This window comes from Amycolatopsis kentuckyensis, assembly GCF_002155975.1.
Classification (GTDB): Bacteria; Actinomycetota; Actinomycetes; order Mycobacteriales; family Pseudonocardiaceae; genus Amycolatopsis; species Amycolatopsis kentuckyensis.
The window spans coordinates 38,343-55,037 of the sequence record NZ_MUMI01000038.1 but is presented as its reverse complement, the minus strand read 5'-3'; the positions used below and the strand labels follow the sequence as shown (position 1 = coordinate 55,037).

15 protein-coding genes are annotated in these 16,695 nt (G+C 73.0%); 7 read left to right on the top strand and 8 right to left on the bottom strand.

Going from position 1 to position 16,695, the window contains the following annotated elements:
• Positions 1 to 57: 57 nt before the first annotated feature.
• On the top strand, positions 58 to 1,245 hold the full coding sequence (locus CCN39_RS04190) for an amidohydrolase (RefSeq protein ID WP_086838527.1): 1,188 nt from the start codon (positions 58 to 60) through the stop codon (positions 1,243 to 1,245).
• Here CCN39_RS04190 and CCN39_RS04185 read toward each other — a convergent pair.
• From CCN39_RS04185 to CCN39_RS04155, 7 genes are all read right to left on the bottom strand, one after another.
• A complete protein-coding gene (locus CCN39_RS04185; RefSeq protein ID WP_086838525.1) occupies positions 1,196 to 2,134 on the bottom strand; it encodes an alpha/beta hydrolase in 939 nt (312 codons plus the stop codon). The two genes, CCN39_RS04190 and CCN39_RS04185, sit on opposite strands and share 50 nt — an antisense overlap.
• 53 nt (positions 2,135 to 2,187) lie before the next feature.
• Positions 2,188 to 3,084: a TauD/TfdA dioxygenase family protein gene (locus CCN39_RS04180; RefSeq protein WP_086838523.1), complete on the bottom strand. Its 897-nt coding sequence runs from the start codon at positions 3,082 to 3,084 to the stop codon at positions 2,188 to 2,190.
• A complete protein-coding gene (locus CCN39_RS04175; protein WP_086838521.1) occupies positions 3,081 to 4,394 on the bottom strand; it encodes an LLM class flavin-dependent oxidoreductase in 1,314 nt (437 codons plus the stop codon). The genes CCN39_RS04180 and CCN39_RS04175 overlap by 4 nt, the downstream gene beginning before the upstream one ends.
• On the bottom strand, positions 4,391 to 5,233 hold the full coding sequence (locus tag CCN39_RS04170) for an ABC transporter permease (RefSeq protein WP_086838519.1): 843 nt from the start codon (positions 5,231 to 5,233) through the stop codon (positions 4,391 to 4,393). The genes CCN39_RS04175 and CCN39_RS04170 overlap by 4 nt, the downstream gene beginning before the upstream one ends.
• Positions 5,230 to 6,003: an ABC transporter ATP-binding protein gene (locus CCN39_RS04165; protein ID WP_086838517.1), complete on the bottom strand. Its 774-nt coding sequence runs from the start codon at positions 6,001 to 6,003 to the stop codon at positions 5,230 to 5,232. Before CCN39_RS04165 ends, CCN39_RS04170 begins: the two co-directional genes overlap by 4 nt.
• Positions 6,000 to 7,019 carry an ABC transporter substrate-binding protein gene (locus CCN39_RS04160; protein WP_086838515.1) on the bottom strand — a complete coding sequence of 340 codons (1,020 nt, stop codon included), beginning with the start codon at positions 7,017 to 7,019 and terminating at the stop codon, positions 6,000 to 6,002. The genes CCN39_RS04165 and CCN39_RS04160 overlap by 4 nt, the downstream gene beginning before the upstream one ends.
• A gap of 101 nt (positions 7,020 to 7,120) precedes the next feature.
• Entirely contained in the window at positions 7,121 to 8,338 is a 1,218-nt protein-coding gene (locus tag CCN39_RS04155) for an ROK family transcriptional regulator (RefSeq protein WP_086838513.1), read from the bottom strand.
• A gap of 88 nt (positions 8,339 to 8,426) precedes the next feature.
• On the opposite strand from CCN39_RS04155, the gene CCN39_RS04150 reads away from it, so the two are divergent.
• Both CCN39_RS04150 and CCN39_RS04145 read left to right on the top strand, forming a co-directional pair.
• Positions 8,427 to 8,762, top strand: a complete 336-nt coding sequence (locus tag CCN39_RS04150; RefSeq protein WP_086838512.1) for an ArsR/SmtB family transcription factor — start codon at positions 8,427 to 8,429, stop codon at positions 8,760 to 8,762.
• Between the two features lies 1 nt (position 8,763).
• Positions 8,764 to 9,243 (top strand): SRPBCC family protein, encoded by a 480-nt coding sequence (locus CCN39_RS04145; protein ID WP_086838510.1) that lies wholly within the window; start codon positions 8,764 to 8,766, stop codon positions 9,241 to 9,243.
• Here the strand turns inward: CCN39_RS04145 and CCN39_RS04140 are convergent.
• Entirely contained in the window at positions 9,212 to 10,180 is a 969-nt protein-coding gene (locus CCN39_RS04140; RefSeq protein ID WP_086838508.1) for a helix-turn-helix transcriptional regulator, read from the bottom strand. The two genes, CCN39_RS04145 and CCN39_RS04140, sit on opposite strands and share 32 nt — an antisense overlap.
• Before the next feature lie 62 nt (positions 10,181 to 10,242).
• On the opposite strand from CCN39_RS04140, the gene CCN39_RS04135 reads away from it, so the two are divergent.
• From CCN39_RS04135 to CCN39_RS04120, 4 genes are read left to right on the top strand one after another with little or no spacing between them, the layout of a single operon-like run.
• Positions 10,243 to 11,370, top strand: coding sequence for an epoxide hydrolase family protein (locus tag CCN39_RS04135; protein WP_208630131.1), 1,128 nt, complete (start codon positions 10,243 to 10,245; stop codon positions 11,368 to 11,370).
• The gene (locus CCN39_RS04130) at positions 11,367 to 12,431 is read left to right on the top strand and encodes a winged helix DNA-binding domain-containing protein (RefSeq protein ID WP_086838504.1); all 1,065 of its coding nucleotides are present in this window, start codon (positions 11,367 to 11,369) and stop codon (positions 12,429 to 12,431) included. The genes CCN39_RS04135 and CCN39_RS04130 overlap by 4 nt, the downstream gene beginning before the upstream one ends.
• Before the next feature lie 26 nt (positions 12,432 to 12,457).
• A complete protein-coding gene (locus CCN39_RS04125; RefSeq protein WP_086838502.1) occupies positions 12,458 to 15,454 on the top strand; it encodes an ATP-binding protein in 2,997 nt (998 codons plus the stop codon).
• A 31-nt stretch (positions 15,455 to 15,485) separates the two neighbouring features.
• A complete protein-coding gene (locus CCN39_RS04120) occupies positions 15,486 to 16,685 on the top strand; it encodes an FAD-dependent monooxygenase (RefSeq protein WP_086838501.1) in 1,200 nt (399 codons plus the stop codon).
• Positions 16,686 to 16,695: the final 10 nt, after the last annotated feature.

The window sequence follows — 16,695 nt, the reverse complement described above, 5'->3', positions numbered from 1 at the left end:
TGGTCCGGGCGAAACCCCGGTGGCGTGACCGTCCGCGGTTGGGGTATCCCGGAGGGCATGGAGTCGCACGAGGAGCTGCACGAGCGGGCGGACGAGCGGATCGAGCACCTGGACGAACGGCTGTGGGCCGTCGCCACGGCGCTGCACGAACGGCCGGAACTGTCCTATGAGGAGCACGCGGCCGCCGAGCGGCTCACCGGCGAGCTGGCCGCGGACGGCTTCGCGGTGGAAACCGGGATCGCGGGGCTCCCCACGGCGTTCGTCGCGCGCGCCGGCGAAGGGCGGCCGTGCATCGCGCTGCTGCTCGAATACGACGCCCTGCCCGGTCTCGGGCACGCCTGCGGGCACAACCTGATCGCCGCGGCCGGCCTGGGGGCCGCGCTGGCCGCCAAGGACGTCCTGGGGGACACCCCGGGCTCGGTGCTCGCGGTGGGCACCCCGGCCGAGGAACGCGGCGGCGGCAAGGTCGCGCTGGCCGAGGCGGGCGTGTTCGACGAAGTCGACGCGGCCCTGATGGTCCACCCCGGTGTCCACTCGTGGTCGTGGGCACCGCTGACCGCGCAGGTGGAGCTGAAGGTGACCTTCCACGGCCGGGCCGCGCACCCGACCGGCGACCCGGAGCACGGCATCGACGCCCTCGCCGCGCTGATCCAGGCGTTCGGGGCGATCACCGTCCTGCGCCAGCGGCTGCCTGCGGGGTCCCACGTCCAGGGGATCATCACCCGGGGCGGCGAGGCGACGAACATCGTCCCCGACCGGGCCGAAGGCCGCTTCGGCCTCCGCGCGCTGACGACGGACGCGCTGGACCGCCTGGTCGAGGACGTGACGACGTGCGCGGAAGGCGCGGCGCTGGCCACCGGGGCGAAGGTCGACGTCGAACGCCTCGGGCGCGGGTACGCCCACTTCCGCGACAACCCGGTGCTGTCGGAGCGGTTCACCGAGCACCTGGCGGCGTGCGGCATCCACGCGACCCCGCCCGCGCCGGGCGTCTTCCTGGGGTCGTCGGACATCGGCGACGTCAGCGTCCGTGTCCCGGCGATCCACCCGTTCGTGGCGATCACGGCGGAGGAGAAGTCGGATCACACGCCGGAGTTCGCGGAGGCGGCGGCCAGCCCGCGCGGCCGGGCGGCGATGCTGGCCTCGGCGGCGGCGCTGGCCCGCACGGTGATCGACCTGCGGACGCACCCGGCGCTGGTCAGCCGCGCGTGGGACTGCTTCCGGGACCTGGCGCGGAACGGGCGGTGACCGGGCGCCGCCGCAGGAGGCGCTCCACGTGGTTCATCGCTTCGCGGCCCTCCGGGATCGCCTGCATGAGCCAGTTGTGGAACATCCCGGGGTACTCGCGGTAATCCAGCTCGACGCCCGCCTCTCCGGCCCGCGCGGCGAAGCGGCGGGCGTCCGGCAGCAGGACGTCCCGGGTGCCGATGAACAGCGTGATCGGGGCGAGCCCGGTCAGGTCGGCGTGGATCGGGCTGACCAGCGGGTCGCGGGGATCGGTGCCCTCGGCGTACATCCGGCCGGCCTCGCGCAGCCCGGCGATGCCGAGCATCGGGTCGGTCTCGTCGAGCAGCTCCGAGACGGGGTCTTCGAGCAGGACGTCCAGCCACGGCGAGTACAGGACGAGCCGTTCGGGCTGCGGCCGTCCGTCGGCGCGCAGGTTCTGCGCGATCGCCAGGGCCAGCGCGCCGCCCGCGGAGTCGCCGGTCACCACGACCCGCTCGGCCGTTATCCCGTCGTAGGCGGCCTGGACCATCGGGATGGTGGCGGTGTGGTCGTGGTGCGGGACCAGGGGGTACACCGGCAGCGTCACCGCGCAGCCGAGCCGCGCGACGACGTCGGCCGCGTACTGCCAGTGGTGCTTTTCCACCTGCTCGACGTACCCGCCGCCGTGCAGGTGCAGCACGTGCAGGTCGCCCGCCCGGCCGTCCCGCGGGCGGAAGGTGAAGCACGGGAACCCGCGCACGTCGTGCTGTTCCACGTCGACCCGGCGCCGGATCTTGCGCGGCGGCCGCGCCATCGACGGCCTCTGGTGCCTCGGCAGCCGGTGGTGCAACGCCGATGCGTTGTCGTAGAACCGTTTCTGGCCCGACGCCCGCAGCAACGCCATCCTGACCTTCGCCTGCACACTGACCACGCTCGCACTCCTTCCCGTCCGTGCCCGGGTACCCGGGCACGGACGGGGCCTAACTAGGCGACGGAGGTGTAGTGCGAGGCGTCACCTTCGAGCGACTCACTCGGCCGCCCGTCGATGCCGACGGGCACGTCCCCGGCCACCGTGACGCGGTTGAGCCGCCGCGGGAGGCCGTCGTAGTTGTCGATCGCGTAGTGCTGGGTGATCCGGTTGTCGAACAGCACCAGCTGGTCCGGCTCCCACGCCACCCGCACGACGTTCTCCGGCCGCGTGACGTAGGACTGCAGCAGCCGCAGCAGATCCCTCGACTCGCTCACCGACAGGCCTTCGATCCGCTGGGCGAACCCGCCGATGAACAGGCCGCGCTCGCCGGTCACCGGGTGCACCCGCACCACCGGGTGGACGGTCCGGTACTTCCGCGAGACGAACTGCGCCCGGCGCTCCCGCTCCTGCTCGTCCACCGTCTCCGGCGGCTGGACGTAGTCGTAGTCGTTGGTGTGCACCGCCCGCAGCGTGTCGGCGAACGCGCGCAGCGGCGCCGGCAGGTCCCGGTAGGCCGCGGCGGCGTTCGCGATCAGCGTCTCCCCGCCGTACGGCGGCACCACCAGGCTGCGCAGCGTGCTGGCCTTCGGGGGGTTGAGCACGAAGGTGACGTCGGTGTGCCAGTGGTTGGCGCGGCCCCGCTCGCTGTCGACGGGCAGGATCGTCGGCGCGCCCTCGACCGCGGGCACCGTCGGGTGCGCCTTGGTCAGCTCGCCGAAGTGCGCCGCGAACCGCTGCTGGCCCTCGTCGTCGAGCCGGACGTTCCGGAACACCAGCGCCTTGTGCTCGTGCAGCGCGTCGGCCAGGAACGCCACCTGCGTGGCGTCGAGGTCCCCGGACGGATCGAAGCCGACGATCTCGGCGCCGATCCTCCCGGTCAGCTTGCGGACGTCCGTGCCGATGGTGGTCATGCGGGCTCCTTCACTCGGTTGCGGTTGACGGGCCGCGCGAGGCCGTAGTGCTCGCGCAGGGTGGTGCCGGAGTACTCGGTGCGGAAGAGCCCGCGCCGCTGCAGTTCCGGGACGACGAGGTCGACGAAGTCGTCGAGCCCGCCGGGCAGGGTGGGCGGCATGACGTTGAAGCCGTCGGCGGCGCCGCCGCGGAACCACGCCTCCAGCTCGTCGGCGACCTGGACCGGCGTCCCGGCGAAGACGCGGTGCCCGCGCCCGCCGGCCAGCCGTTCCAGGAGCTGCCGGATGGTCAGGTCCTCGCGCCGGGCCAGGCCGACGACCAGGTCGAACCGGCTCTGGCCGCCTTCGGTGAAGCTGCCGACGTCGGGCAGCGGGCCGTCCAGCGGATGGCCGGTGAGGTCGTGGTCGAGCATCTTCGACAGCTGCTGCAGCCCGTAGTCCGGGATGATCAGCGCGTTCAGCTCGGCTTCCCGCGCGCGGGCCTCGGCTTCGGTGCGGCCGAGGATCGGCGAGATGCCCGGAAGGATCTTGAGTTCGTCCGGCGTGCGGCCGTACGCCGCGAGGCGGCCCTTGACGTCGTCGTAGAACGCCTTGCCCTCGGCGAACGTCTGCTGCGCGGTGAACACGGCTTCGGCGTGCCGGGCCGCGTACTCCTTGCCGGTCTCCGACGACCCGGCCTGCACGAGCAGCGGGTGTCCCTGGACCGGCCGTTCGATGTTGAGCGGCCCCTGCACCTGGAAGTGCGGTCCGTGGTGGGAGATCGCGCGGATCCGGTCGGTGTCGGCGTAGATCCCGCTCGGACGGTCGACGACCGCGGCATCGTCGTCCCAGCTGTCCCACAGCTTCTTGACGACCTCGACGAACTCCTCGGCCCGGTCGTACCGCGCGTCGTGCGAGGGACGCTTGGCCAGGTTGAAGTTGCGGGCTTCGTCGATGCCGGCCGAGGTGACGATGTTCCAGCCCGCGCGGCCGCCGGAGAGGTGGTCGAGCGAAGCGAACTTCCGGGCCAGGTGGTAAGGCTCGTTGTAGGTGGTCGACGCCGTCGCGATCAGTCCGATGTGGACCGTGGACGCGGCGAGCGCCGAAAGCAGCGTCAGTGGTTCGAAGTGGCTGTGCGAGTTGTGCTTGACGTTGCCCCACAGCGCGACGCCGTCGGCGAGGAAGATCGAGTCGAGCCTGCCGCGCTCGGCCGTGCGGGCGATGTCGACGTAGTGCTGCAGCGTCCGAGCCCGGTGCGGGTCGGTCGAGGGGTGCCGCCACGCGGCTTCGTGGTGGCCGTTCGGCATCACGAACGCGTTGAGGTGCATCATGCTTTCTCCTTGGGGCGCCAGGTGGAAAACCGCCGTTCGAGCGCGACGAAACCGGCGTTGACGAGCACGCCGAGCAGCGAGACCGCGATGATCCCGGCGTACATCTGCTGGATCTGGAAGTTCACCTGGCTCGTGTTGATCAGGTAGCCGAGCCCGGCCTTCGCGCCGACCATCTCCGCGGCCACCAGCACGAGGATCGAGTAGGACGCCGCCATCCGGATGCCGGTGAACACCGTCGGCACCGCCGAGGGCAGGATCACCTTCCGGAACAGCCGCGGGCTCGACAACCCGAGCGAGCGGGCCGCCTTGACCAGCAGCGGGTCGACCGTGTTGACCCCGGCGATCGTGTTGAGCAGCACCGGCCACACGCAGGCGTAGACCACGAGGCTGACCTTCGACAGCTCGCCGATGCCCAGCAGCAGCGTGAACACCGGCAGCAGCGCCAGCGCGGCGGTGTTGCGGGCCAGCTCCAGCAACGGCTGCAGGAACCGCGCGACCGGCCGGTACCAGCCGATCAGCAGCCCGAGCGGCACCGCGACCGCCACGGCCACGGCGAACCCGGCGGCGGATCGCCCGACGCTGGCCAGCAGGTGGTCGGCGAGTTCGCCGTCGAGGGCGAGGTCCCCCAGCGCCTGCAGATCCTCCGACAGCGGCGGCAGGAACGTCCGCGTGCTTTCGTCGAGGACGAACCGGGGGACCAGCTCCCAGAGCAGCACGAACAGGACCACCGCGGCGGACGCGTGCACCGCCCGGGTGAGCTGTTTGGTGAACCGGCGCGGTTTCGGCGGCGGATCCTCGGGTCTGGTGTGGACGGCGGGTGCTTCGAGGGTGGTGGTCATCGGGCCGCGCTCCGTTCGTGTTCGGCCGCCTTGCGGACCTCGTCGTGCAGCAGTTCCCAGAGCCGGTGGCGCTGCCGGCCGAACTCGGGCCCGGACCGGACGTCACCGGTGCGGTCGCCGAGGTCGACGTCGACGACGGCCTTGAGCCGCCCGGGCCGCGACGTCAGCACCGCGACCTGCTGTCCCAGGTAGACCGCCTCGTCGATGCCGTGGGTGATGAAGACGATCGTCTTGCCGGTGCGGCGCCAGATCCGCAGGAGCTCTTCTTGCAGCTGCTCGCGGGTCTGGGCGTCGAGCGCGGCGAACGGCTCGTCCATCAGCAGCACGGCCGGGTCGTAGGCGAGGCTGCGGGCGATCGCGACGCGCTGCTTCATCCCGCCGGACAGCTCGTGCGGGTAGCGGTCCTCGAAGCCGGACAGGCCGACCAGGGCGAGGTACTCGCGGGCCCGATCGGCCCGCTGCCGCTTCCCGAGCGGCCCGCCTTCGAGACCGAACTCGACGTTGGCGCGCGCGGTGCGCCACGGGAACAGCGCGTACTGCTGGAAGACGACCCCGCGGTCGAGGCCGGGGCCGCGCACCGGCTCGCCGTCGATGCGCACCTCGCCGGACGTCGGAGTGGCGAGCCCGCCCAGCAGGTCCAGCAGCGTCGACTTGCCGGAGCCGCTGGGACCGACGAGGGACAGGAACGTGCCGTCGGCGATGTCGAGGGAGACGTCGTCGAGGGCGGTCAGCGCGCCGAAGGTCTTGGTCACCGAGCGGATGCTGATCACCGGCCCACCGCCGGGGCGCCGTCGCGGTAGGGGTTGAACTCGTTGGTGTAGAGCTTCGAAGTGTCGATCTTGTCGTGCTTGAGGTAGCCCTCCTGCCTCAGCCACGGCTCCCAGCGGGTGTAGTCCGCGTCGGAGATGAGGCCGCCGCGGGTGATGCCGACGCTCTTCCAGTACTTCAGCGTGTCGGTGCTTTCGTTGCGGCCGCGAGCTTTGATGATCTTCGTGAAGCGCGCGATCACCTCCTCGCGCGGGGTGGTGCGTTCCCACTCGATGGCCTTGGCCACGGCGGAGACGAAGATCTTCGCGGTCTCCGGGTACTTCTTGATGAAGTCGGTGCGCAGCACGTACGGGCCGCCGTTGTAGGGCCCGAACGCGCCGACGTCGGTGAACAGCGGGCGGAGGCCGCCGGCCGCCAGGGCGTGGTCCTGCAGGATGCCCTGCAGCGCGGCGACGTCGAGCTGGCCGTTGCGCAACGCCTGTTCGGCGTTCACCGGCGGGATGACGACGAGCTGGACCTGCTTGATCTCGTCGTCGGAGAGGCCCTGGCCCTTCAGCCAGGTGTCGAGCGCGGCTTCGAGGTTGGCACCGGCGGTGTTGACGCCGACCTTCTTGCCGATCAGGTCGCGGGCGGTCCGGATCGGACTGTCGTCCACGGCGTAGAAGCCGATGAAGGTCTTGTCGTCGGAGCCGTAGTAGTTGACGACCGCCTTGACCGGGGCTCCGGCTTCGACGAGCTTGACGACCGCGCCGGTGAAAGCGCCTCCGAAGTCGGTCTGGTCGGTGGCCGCCGACTGGATGTCCTGCGGGCCGCTGATCGTGTTGCCGACCCACTTCAGCTTGACCGGGCCGAAGTAGCCCAGGTCTTCGGCGAGTTCGGGCAGGGTGACGGCGTTCGCGCTGCCCTGGTAGCGCAGTTCCAGCTTCTCCGGTTGCCCGGGCGCACCGGTGGCCGTCGCCGAAGCGCAGCCGGCCAGCAGCACCACGGCGGCGGCGAACAGGGGCAGGGTTTTCTTCACGGTGGTTTCGTCCGTTCCGGGAGTCGGCGGGGATGGGGCAATTGTTCGCAGCCGACGAGCGGACGGTCAATTTTGCGAGTTCGTGAAATAACTCCGCTGCCTCACGAAGCGCGCGGCAATCCGGTGGGAAGCGGACCGAGCGGATCTCCGTAGAGCACGTCCAGGAGCACCGCGCCGCCGGCCGTCGCCAGCTCGGTGCCCGGGAAGCTGGTGCCCACAACGGTTTCCGCGGGGTCGGCGCAGCGGGAGCGCGTGCGGACCTCGTCCCGGATGGCGGGAAGGCAGCCGGGTACCCGGGCTACACTGCGGTCGACCACCACGAGCACGGCCGGGTTGAGCACTTCGAGCAGGAGGGCCGCCGCCTGACCGATGAGCCGCGCGCGATCGTGGAACATCCGCACCGCCGCGGAATTGCCGTTCGCGGCGAGCGCGAGCAATTCCGGAAAGTCCGGGCGCGCGAGCAATCCGTTTTCCGCGGCCTTGCGGGCGAGCGTTCCTTCCGAGACGGCCGCTTCGAGACAGCCGGTGCGCCCGCAGCGGCACGGCTCGGTGCGGTCGTCCACCGGCAGGTGCGCGACACCGCCCGCGGCCGAACGCGGCCCGTGGTGCACGGTCGCGCCGGTGGCGAACGCGGCGTCGACGACGTTGCCGGTGAACAGCTGCACGACGCTGTCCCGGGCCTGCGGGTGCCCGAAGAGCCGTTCGGCGTGCACCAGCGCCCGCGCGTGCCCGTCGACCGCCACGGCCAGTCCGGTGCTGCCCGCCAGGAGGTCGCGGACCGGCACGTTCTCCCAGCCGAGCAGCGGGTGCTCGACGACGGTGCCGGACGCCCGGTCGACCCAGCCGCCGGTGGCGACGCCGAGGCCGAGCGGCTCGCGGTCGGGAGCGTGCCCGAGCAGGAGGTCGTCGAAGATCTCGGCGGCGCGGGCGAGCAGGTCTTCCGCGGCCAGGCCGTCGTGGGGTTCTTCGTGCTGCACCAGCACGTTCCCGCGCAGGTCGAGCAGCGCGACCGTGGCGTGGTGCACGGCCAGGTGCAGCGCGCCGGCGACGTGCCGTCCGGTGTCGAGGTCGACCGGAACGTGCGGCCGTCCGACACCCCCGCGTGACTCGGCTTCCGGGAGTTCGCGCAGCAGTCCTCGCTGCAGCAGCTCGGCGGTGTGCCCGGTGACGGCGGCCGCGGACAGTCCCGTCCGCCGCGCGATCGTGCTGCGCGCGATCGGGCCGTCGTCGAGCACCGCCCGCAGGACCGCACTCGCGCTGGCACTGCGCCGGGCGCCGCGCGCATCCGTCCTCTGTGGACTCCCCGCCCGGCTGGTCATCGCCCGATCGTCGCAGATGGAGCGACGCCTGCCCAGTGAGCCCAGGATGCGGGCTTGACGCATTCCCATATGGGCATATGATGACCGCGTGGCACGAGCAGCGACGACAGCGGACACCTTCAACGCGGTCGCCGAACCCCGGCGGCGGCAGATCCTGGACGTCCTCATGGCGGGCGAGCGGTCGGTCGGCGACCTCGTCGACCTGCTCGGCCTGGCCCAGCCGCAGGTGTCGAAGCACCTGCGGGTGCTGCGCGAAGTCGGCGCGGTGGACGTGCGCGGCGACGGCCGCCAGCGGCTCTACCGGCTCAACGGCGCCGCGCTCAAGCCCATCCACGACTGGGTCAAGCGCTACGAACGGACGTGGGCGGAGCGGTTCGACCTGATGGACGACGTCCTCGAAGAACTCAAGGAACAGGAGCACTGACGTGGAGATCACCACCCCCGCCGCGGACCGGATCCTCATCACGCGCGAGTTCGACGCGCCGAGACACCTGGTCTACCGCGTGTGGACCACGCGAGAGCTGGTCAGCCGCTGGTGGAGCGGCCACCGCGGCACCACCACGGAGGTCGAGCTGGACCTGCGGCCCGGCGGCCGCTGGCGGTACGTCCTGAAGACCGAGGACGGCGCGGACGTCGGCTTCCACGGCGAGTACCGCGAGATCGTGCCGGACGAGCGGCTCGTCTACACCGAGGTGTTCGAGCAGCCCGGTGTCGACCTCGACTCCGTGGACGGCCCGCTCATCACGGTCACCTTCACCGCGCTCGACGGCGACCGCACCCGCCTGGAGCTGCTGACCGAGACCGGCAGCGAGGAACTGCGCGACACGATCCTGCAGTCCGGCATGGAGGTCGGCGTGCGGGAACAGTTCGCGATCATCCAGGAGCTGGCGGACTCCCTGCGTTAGCGGCCCGCAGGAACCGCTCGCCCGTCTTCGCCAGTGCTTCGGCCAGTTCCGGCGCGTCGAGCACCTCGAAGTCCACGTCGAGCAGGCCGAGGTAGAGGCCGAGCATCGGCGCGTGGTCGGACCCGACCTCGGCGACGCAGCGGTCCGGGCCCTCGGCCGTCACGTCGACCGCAATGGGCAGCCGGGCGCGGACGTGCTCGACCGAGGCGTGCAGCCGCACCCGGGCGTGGAACCGCCAGGTCGCCGCGCCCACGCTGCGCTGGACGAACTGCGCGACGTCGCCCTCCGGTGGCTCGCGCGGGGCGAAGCGCGGGCCGGTCGGCACCTTCGGCGTCATCCGGTCGACGCGGAAGGTGCGCCAGTCGTCGCGGGCGGTGTCCCAGGCCACGAGGTACCAGCGCCGCCCCCAGCTGACCAGCCGGTGCGGCTCGACGTCACGGCGGCTCGGCGTGCGCTGGTGACTCGTGTAGTCGAAGCGCAGCCGCTCGCTCGCCCGGATCGCCGCCGCGACGGCGGTGAGGACGTCGGCGTCGACGGACGGGCCCGTGCCGGGCACCGCGACCGTCGCGGCCTGCAGCGCCCGCACCCGGTGCCGCAGCCGCGACGGCAGCACCTGCTCCAGCTTGGCCAGCGCCCGCACCGACGTCTCGCCGATGCCGGCGACGCCCGCCGCCGTTCGCAGCCCGACCGCGACGGCCACCGCTTCGTCGTCGTCCAGCAGCAGCGGCGGGAGCTGGGCGCCCGCGCCGAGGCGGTAACCGCCCTGGACGCCGGGGGCCGCTTCGACCGGGTAGCCGAGTTCCCGCAGCTTGCCGATGTCGGTGCGGACGGTGCGCGCGGAGACACCGAGCCGGCCGGCCAGGTCGGCGCCGGTCCAGTCGCGCCGCGTTTCGAGCAGCGACAGCAGCCGGAGGAGCCGGGCGGAGGTCTGCAACATTCGTCGAGGATCGCACGAATCGCGGAAGGAAGTCTTCCGCAATGGCTCATAACGTGCTCCTCATGACGAACGAAATCCGTCCCTTCCGCATCGAGATCCCGCAGGCCGAGCTGGCCGACCTGCACCGGCGCCTGGCCTCGGCCCGGTTCGCCGACCGCGTGCCCGGCGACGAGCCGGACTGGTCCCGCGGCATCCCCACGGACGTCGTCCGGGAGCTGGCCGCGTACTGGCGCGACGGCTTCGACTGGCGGGCCCAGGAAGCGGCGCTCAACGCGTTCCCGCAGTTCACGACCGAGATCGACGGCCAGACCATCCACTTCCTGCACGTCCGCTCGGCGCAGGACGACGCGGTGCCGCTGCTGCTCACCCACGGCTACCCGGGCTCGGTCGCCGAATTCCTCGACGTCATCGGCCCGCTGGCCGAGCCGGGCCCGGACGCGTTCCACCTCGTCGTCCCGTCGGTGCCCGGGTTCGGGTTCTCGACGCCGCTGAGCGGCCCCGGCTGGGAGCTGGCCCGCACGACCGGCGCGTTCGCCGAGCTGATGACCCGGCTCGGCTACGACCGGTTCGCCGCCCAGGGCGGCGACCTCGGCGCGGGCATCACCGGACAGCTCGCCGCGCGGTACCCGCACCGCGTCATCGGCACCCACGTCAACAGCGACCGCGGCACGATCGCTCTGGCCGGTGAGCAGCTTCCGTTGCCGGAAAACCTGTCCGAGGCGGAACAGGCCGAACTGGACGCGGCCCGCGAGGCGTGGCAGGCGGGCCGCGGCTACCTCGACCTCCAGTCGCACAAGCCCGAGACGATCGCGGCCGCGCTGACCGATTCCCCGGTCGGGCAGCTGGCCTGGATCGCGGAGAAGTTCGAGGCGTGGACCGGCACCGGCGGCGTCGACCGCGACCGGCTGCTGACCAACGTCAGCCTCTACTGGTTCACCCGCAGCGGCGCGAGCGCGGCCCGGTTCCTGTACGAGGCCGCCCACTCGGGGCACGGCTGGCTGGCGCCGTCGGACGTCCCGGCCGGCTGGGCGGTGTTCGACAGCTCGCCGGTGGTCCGGCGGATCATGGACCCCGACGAGAAGATCGCGCACTGGTCGGAGTTCGCGTCCGGCGGTCACTTCGCCGCGATGGAGGAGCCCGAGCTGCTCGTGGCCGACATCCGCGCGTTCTTCCGGGGGCTGCGGCCGTGAACGTCCGCGCGCTCAACCGGGCGCTGCTGGCGCGGCAGCACCTCCTCGAGCGGTCGTCGTCGCCGGCCGCGGCGGTGCTCGGGCACCTCGTCGGGATGCAGGCGCAGGCCCCGCTCGCGCCGTACGTCGGGCTGTGGACCCGGATTTCCGGGTTCCGGCCGGCCGAGCTGGCATCCCTCCTCACCGGACGCGCCGCCGTGCGCGGCCTGCTGATGCGGGGGACCGTCCACCTGGTCCTCGCCGAAGACGCGCGGGTGCTGCGGCCGCTGGTCCAGCGCGTGGTGGCGAACGGCTACACGGGCCACTTCGGCCGCCGCACCGGTGACGCCGACCTCGGTGCGGTGTCCCGCTTCGGCCGCGAGCTGCTGGACGAGCGGCCCCGCAGCCGGCGGCAGCTGCAGGACGCGCTGGCCGTGCGGTGGCCGTCGCACGACGCCGAAGCGCTGTCGTACGCGGTCAGCTACCTGGTGCCGACCGCGCAGGTGACGCCCCGCGGCGTCTGGGGGGCGACCGGCCCGGCCACCCTGACCACACTGGAAGGCTGGCTCGGCTGTGCGCTGGAGCGCCGTCCCTCGCTCGAGGACGTGGTGCGGCGGTACCTGCGGGCGTTCGGCCCGGCGTCGGTCGCCGACGTCCAGGCGTGGTCGGGGCTGACGAAGCTGCGGGAGGTCGTCGAGCCGATGGGCCTGAGGACGTTCCGCGCGGAGTCCGGTGAAGTGCTGTACGACGTCGAGGACGGCGTGCTGCCGGACCCCTCCACGCCGGCGCCGGCGCGGTTCCTGCCGGAGTACGACAACGTGCTGCTGGCGCACGCCGACCGGACGCGGGTGCTCCCGCCCGGCCGGCGGGTCCCGTTGCCGCCGGGCAACGGCGCTTCGCGGGGAACGCTGCTGGTGGACGGCTTCTACCGCGCGGACTGGCGCCTGCACGCCGACGCACTGGAGGTCACCGCCCACGACCGGCTCACGGCGGGGGAGCGCGCGGAGATCGAGACCGAAGCCGGGCGGCTGCTGGAGTTCCTCGACGCGGGGGCGCGGTCTGTGCGAATCACCGGAAATTGAGCGCCCCGCTGGGCCAGAATCGCCCCGTGCAGTTCGCCATCCTCGGGCCGGTCGAAGCCCGCCGTCCCGACGGGACCCCGGTCGCCCTCGGCGGGCCGCAGCTGCGGGGGCTGCTCGCCCTGCTCGCCCTCGATGCCGGGCGGGTCGTCGGCGCCGAACGGCTCATCGACGGCCTGCACGGCGAGCACCCGCCCGAAGGCGCCGCCGAGGCCCTCCAGTCCCAGGTGTCCCGGCTCCGCCGTCGGCTCCGGGACGGCGGCGCGCCCGACGGCCTCGTCGAATTCACCCCCGCCGGGTACCGGCTGGCCGTCGACCCCCAGGACGTCGACGTCCACCGCTTCGAACGGCTCACCGCGCAAGCACGGGACACCCCCGATCCCACCGCGAAACTGACGCTGTTCACCGAAGCACTCGCGCTCTGGCGCGGTCCCGCGCTCGACGGGCTCGCCGACCCGCCGCGCGCGGCCCGCCTGGCGGAACTACGGCTGGCCGCGACCGAAGACCGCGTCGAGGCCGGGCTCGCGCTCGGCCACCACGAGCGGCTCGTCGCCGAACTGCGGGAGCTCGCCCGCGAGCACCCGCTGCGCGAACGGCTCACCGCCCAGCTCGTCCGGGCCCTGCACGGCAGCGGGCGGTCCGCCGAAGCCCTGGTGGTCTTCGCCGAGATCCGGGACCGCCTCGCCGGCGAACTCGGCGCCGACCCGTCGGCCGAGCTCGCGGCCGCCCACACCGCGGTCCTCCGAGCCGCCCCCGCCCCGGCCCGCCGGGTGCCCGTGCCGCTCACCGGGTTCGTCGGCCGCGCCGAGCTCGACCGGCTCACCGCGGCCCTGCGCGACGCCCGGCTCGTCACGCTCGCCGGACCGGGCGGCGCGGGCAAGACCCGGCTCGCCGTCGAAGCCGCGGCCCGTGCCTCGGGCGAGGTCTGTTTCGTCGAACTCGCGACGACCACCGACGTCCCGCGCACCGTCCTCGCCGCGCTCGGCCTGCGCGAACAGGGCGTGCTGACGCCGGGCGCGGCCGCCGACCCGGTCGATCGCCTGGCCGCCGGGCTCGCCGACCGGCCGCTGCTGCTGGTCCTGGACAACTGCGAACACGTCGTCGCCGAGGCCGCGCGGCTGGTGCGGCGCCTGCTGGGGGAGTGCGCCGGCCTGCGCGTGCTGGCCACGAGCCGCGAAGCGCTGGGCCTCACCGGCGAGACGCTGGTGCCGGTCGGCGCACTGCCCGCCGACGCCGCGGCGCGGCTGTTCACCGAGCGCGCCGCCGCCGTGGCGCCCGGCGAAGCCCCGGAGCCGGGCGCGGTGACCCGCATCTGCGCCGCCCTCGACGGTCTCCCGCTGGCCATCGAGCTCGCCGCCGCGCGGCTGCGGTCGCTGTCCGCGGACGACGTCGCCGCCCGGCTCGGCGACCGGTTCGGGCTCCTCTCGCGCGGCGACCGGACCGCCGAGCCGCGGCACCGGACCCTGCGCGGCGTCGTCGAGTGGAGCTGGGACCTCCTGGACGCGGAGGAACAACTGCTGGCGGGCCGGTTCGCGGTCTTCGCCGGTGGCGCGCGGCCGGCCGCCGTCGAGCGCGTCTGCGATGTCTCCGACGGCGTGCTGACCGGCCTGGTCGAGAAGTCCTTCGTCGAGTTCGACGGCCGCCGGTACCGGATGCTGGAGACCATCCGCGCGTTCTGCGCCGAGCGGGGCGACGACCGGCGCGCGGCGCACGCGCGGTACTTCCTGGACTTCGCGGGCGCCCACGAGCCGAAGCTGCGCGGCGCGGACCAGCTGACGGCTCTCGCGGAGCTGACCGCCGAACACGCCGACCTGCACGCGGCCCTGCGCTGGAGCGCCACCGAAGACCCGGAAACCGCGCTGCGGCTCATCGCCGCCTTGTCCTGGTACTGGTGGCTGCGCGGCCTGCGCAGCGAGGCGACGCCGATCGCGGACACCGTCCTGGCCGCGGTCGGTCCCGAACCGCCGCCGGGACTGGCCGAGGAATACGTCCTGTGCGTGATCCTGGCGGCGGACACCGACGTCGCGATCGAGCCGATCCTGCGGCGGCTCGACGGGCCGCTGCGGCACCCGTACCTCTTCCTGCTGTGGGCGTTTTCCCCGCGCACCAAGGCCGAAGACGGCGAACGGCTGGCCGCGCTGATCGGCCCGGACGCGTGGTCCCGGGCGTTCGCGCGGATCGGCGACGGACTCGGCGCCCAGTACGGCGGCCGGATCTCCGAAGCCGAAGCGCACTTTTCGGCGGCACTGGAGGCGTTCCGGGAACTGGGCGACCGCTGGGGCGAGGCGAGCGCGCTGGAGAAGCTCGCGGAGTTCGCGGACTGGCGCGGCGACCACGCGCGGTTCCGCGAGCTGATGGACGAGTCCGTCCGGCTGGCCGGCGAGCTCGGCGCGGCCGGAGACGCCGCCGACCTGCTCTGCCGGCGCGCCGACGGCGTCCTGAGGCAGGGCGACGCCGAAGCGGCGAAGGCCGACTACGAAGCCGCCGCCGAGCAGGCACGCGCCGCGGGTACCCCGGTGACGCTGGCCCGGGCCCGCGGCGGGCTGGGGGAGATCGCGCGGCGCGCGGGCGACCTGGCCGCCGCCCGGCGCTGGTACTCCGCGGCGCTCACCTTGGCCGCCGACCCGGTGACCGGCGGCGAGACGCGGATCCGCGTCCACACCGGTTTCGGCTGGACGGCGGCCGCCGAGGGGCGCCTGGACGAGGCGACCGAGCTGCACCAGGAAGCGCTGGCCACGGCGCTGGAACACGCGAACCTGCCCGGCGCGGCCCTGGCGATCGAAGGGCTGGCCGGCGTCCTCGCCGGGCGGGGGGAGGACGAGCGGGCCGCGTTCCTGCTCGGCGTGGCCGTCGGGCTGCGCGGCGCACCGGTCACCGGGGACGCCGACGTTGCCGGGGTGGCGGACCGCGTCCGGGCGCGTATCGGCGCTCCGGCCTACGCCGAGGCGTTCGACCGCGGCCGGGAAATGCCGCCCGAGCAGGCCGTCGAGGAGGCCGGTCAGCGGCGGTTCGCGCTCGGTTCGTGAGCGGTCAGCGGCCCCGCCGATCCTTCGGGGCATGACGAAGAACATCCTGATCTCCGGCGCCAGCATCGCCGGCCCCGCCCTCGCCTGGTGGCTGCACCACCACGGCTTCCAGGCCACCGTCGTCGAGCGCGCCCCGAGCCCGCGCGAAGGTGGCTACAAGGTCGACATCCGCGGCGTCGCGGTCGACGTCGTCCGCCGGATGGGCCTGCTGGAGCAGGTGCACGCGGCGAGCACCGACATGCGCGGCGCGGCGTTCGTGAACAAGCGCGGCAAGCAGCTGGCCACCCTGGACGCGGACACGTTCGGCTTCCGCCACGGCGACGACACCGAGATCCTGCGCGGCGACCTGGCCCGCATCCTCCACGACGCCACCCGCGGCGACACGGAGTACGTCTTCGGGGACTGGATCACCGGCCTCGACCAGCGTCCTGACGGCGTCGAGGTGACGTTCGCGCACGGCGAGCCCCGCCGGTTCGACCTGGTGGTGGGTGCGGACGGCCTGCACTCCGGCGTCCGCGCGCTGGCGTTCGGCCCGGAGGAGGACTACCTGCGCCGGTTCGACGCGTACATTTCGATCTCGACGGTACCCAACAGTTTCGAGCTGGACCGCTGGGAGCTGCTCCACTCGGCGGCGCCGGGCAAGATGGTGAACGTCTACAGCACGGCGCGGGCGGACGACGCGAAGGCGGCGTTCTGGTTCACGGCGCCACCGCTGCCGTACGACCGCCGGGACGTCGACGGCCAGAAGGCCATCGTGGCGGACCGGTTCGCCGGCCTGGGCTGGGAAATCCCGGCGCTGCTCTCGGCCATGCGCGAAGCCGACGACTTCTACTTCGACCCGGTGTGCCAGATCGTCATGGACCGCTTGTCGGCCGGCCGGGTCACCCTGCTGGGCGACGCGGGCTACTGCCCGTCCCCGGCGTCGGGCCAGGGAACGAGCTTGGCACTGGCGGGCGCGTACGTCCTGGCGGGTGAGCTGGCTTCGGACTTTTCCGAGGCACTGCCCCGGTACGAAGCCTTGATGCGGCCGTTCATCGAGAAGAACCAGGCCCTGGCGAAGACGGCGTTGCGCGGGATCATCCCGCAGTCCCGGGCGTTCGCGTGGTTCAACACCCGGATGATCAAGCTGATGCCGCACCTGCCGGGCCGCAACCGCGTCCTGGAGCAGATGTCCCGCCCCATCCGCGAGGCGGCGAACGCCTTGGAGCTGCCGGATTACCGGGATCGGTGATCACGGGTAG

Excerpts from the sequence above, each read along its gene's own strand:
- CCN39_RS04180 (WP_086838523.1), bottom strand. The coding sequence starts at position 3,084 with ATGACCACCATCGGCACGGACGTCCGCAAGCTGACCGGGAGGATCGGC.
- CCN39_RS04175 (WP_086838521.1), bottom strand. The coding sequence starts at position 4,394 with ATGATGCACCTCAACGCGTTCGTGATGCCGAACGGCCACCACGAAGCC.
- CCN39_RS04155 (WP_086838513.1), bottom strand. The coding sequence starts at position 8,338 with ATGACCAGCCGGGCGGGGAGTCCACAGAGGACGGATGCGCGCGGCGCC.
- CCN39_RS04120 (WP_086838501.1), top strand. The coding sequence starts at position 15,486 with ATGACGAAGAACATCCTGATCTCCGGCGCCAGCATCGCCGGCCCCGCC.
- CCN39_RS04190 (WP_086838527.1), top strand. The coding sequence starts at position 58 with ATGGAGTCGCACGAGGAGCTGCACGAGCGGGCGGACGAGCGGATCGAG.
- CCN39_RS04170 (WP_086838519.1), bottom strand. The coding sequence starts at position 5,233 with ATGACCACCACCCTCGAAGCACCCGCCGTCCACACCAGACCCGAGGAT.
- CCN39_RS04140 (WP_086838508.1), bottom strand. The coding sequence starts at position 10,180 with ATGTTGCAGACCTCCGCCCGGCTCCTCCGGCTGCTGTCGCTGCTCGAA.
- CCN39_RS04135 (WP_208630131.1), top strand. The coding sequence starts at position 10,243 with ATGACGAACGAAATCCGTCCCTTCCGCATCGAGATCCCGCAGGCCGAG.